The sequence below is a fragment of the Pseudomonas sp. No.21 genome (assembly GCF_054558415.1).
Genome location: NZ_BAAJNO010000039.1, coordinates 1 through 1,227, shown reverse-complemented (window position 1 = coordinate 1,227; position 1,227 = coordinate 1). Strand labels below are relative to the sequence as shown.

1 protein-coding gene is annotated in these 1,227 nt (G+C 61.4%); it reads left to right on the top strand.

The window, feature by feature from the left end; translation table 11 throughout:
- The first annotated feature begins 236 nt into the window (after positions 1 to 236).
- A complete protein-coding gene (locus ACYJSS_RS30655; RefSeq protein WP_236206674.1) occupies positions 237 to 1,208 on the top strand; it encodes an IS110 family RNA-guided transposase in 972 nt (323 codons plus the stop codon).
- Positions 1,209 to 1,227: the final 19 nt, after the last annotated feature.

Sequence of the window (1,227 nt, the reverse complement as noted above, 5' to 3'; positions counted from 1 at the left end):
TCCACCCTTGTATCTCGACTAATACCTCCACAGGGGTAATAGTCCCCGACTGATCATCGGGGGAGGGGCTGGAAGTCGTATCCACCCTTAGGCCGCGAGCCTGCAACGTAGATAGTGCTCCGCCCCTCCACACTCACTCGAAAAATCCGAACGGTATCCAGAGCCTCGAGCTCGCATCTACAAGGTTGGGTCGGGTGCAGTGATGATCGCGTTTGAACGGATCGGAAGGAGTACTCATGCCCAACGTCATCGGCATCGACATCGCCAAACACACCTTTGACCTCGCCACCCTGCAGCCCAACGGCAAGTACCGCACCAAGGCCAAGCTGGCCAACGACAAAGCGGGTTTCGCCGTCTTGCGCGACTGGCTGAACAAACACAGCGAACCCGGTGCCTGGGTCGTGATGGAGGCCACCGGCATCTACCATGAAGCCCTGGCCGAGTGGCTGCTGGAGCACGGCTATCGGGTCTGTGTCCTCAACCCGGCACAGATCGCTCACTACGCCCGCAGCCAGTTGCAACGGGTGAAGACCGACAAGGTCGACGCCAAGCTGATCGCCGAATACGGCGAGCGCCACCAAGACGAGCTGCGCCCCTGGCAACCCGAGCCCCCTGCCGTAAAGCGCTTGAAAGCCCTGGTACGGCGCCTGGAGGACCTGCGCGAAATCCAGCAGATGGAGCGCAACCGCCTGGAAGTGGCCGATACCAGCGTACAGGCCTCGATCCAGTCAGTGCTGGAACATGTCGGCCAGGAGATCAAAGAGACCCTCAAGACGATCGACGACCACATCGACAACGACCCGGATCTGCGCGGCAAGCGCGACCTGCTGACCACTATCGACGGGATCGCCGACAAGACCGCCGCCCTGCTCCTGGCGGAGCTAGGCGACCCGCTGCGCTTTGCCAGCAGCCGTGCCGTCACCGCCTTTGCCGGACTCAATCCGCGGCTGCAGGAATCCGGGAGTTACCGAGGGCAGACGCGCATCTCCAAGACGGGCTCATCGCGCCTGCGGGCCGGCCTGTTCATGCCCGCGATCAGTGCCCTGACGTACAACGAGGCGATCAGAGCCATGGGCGAACGGTTAAGGGCGAAGGGCAAGACTGGCAAGCAGATCGTCTGCGCAGCGATGCGCAAGTTGCTGAACATCGCCTATGGCGTCTTGAAATCGGGCCAGCCATTTGACGCAAAACTGGCTCTTGCTCACTAGGAATCAAGACGGTATCTAC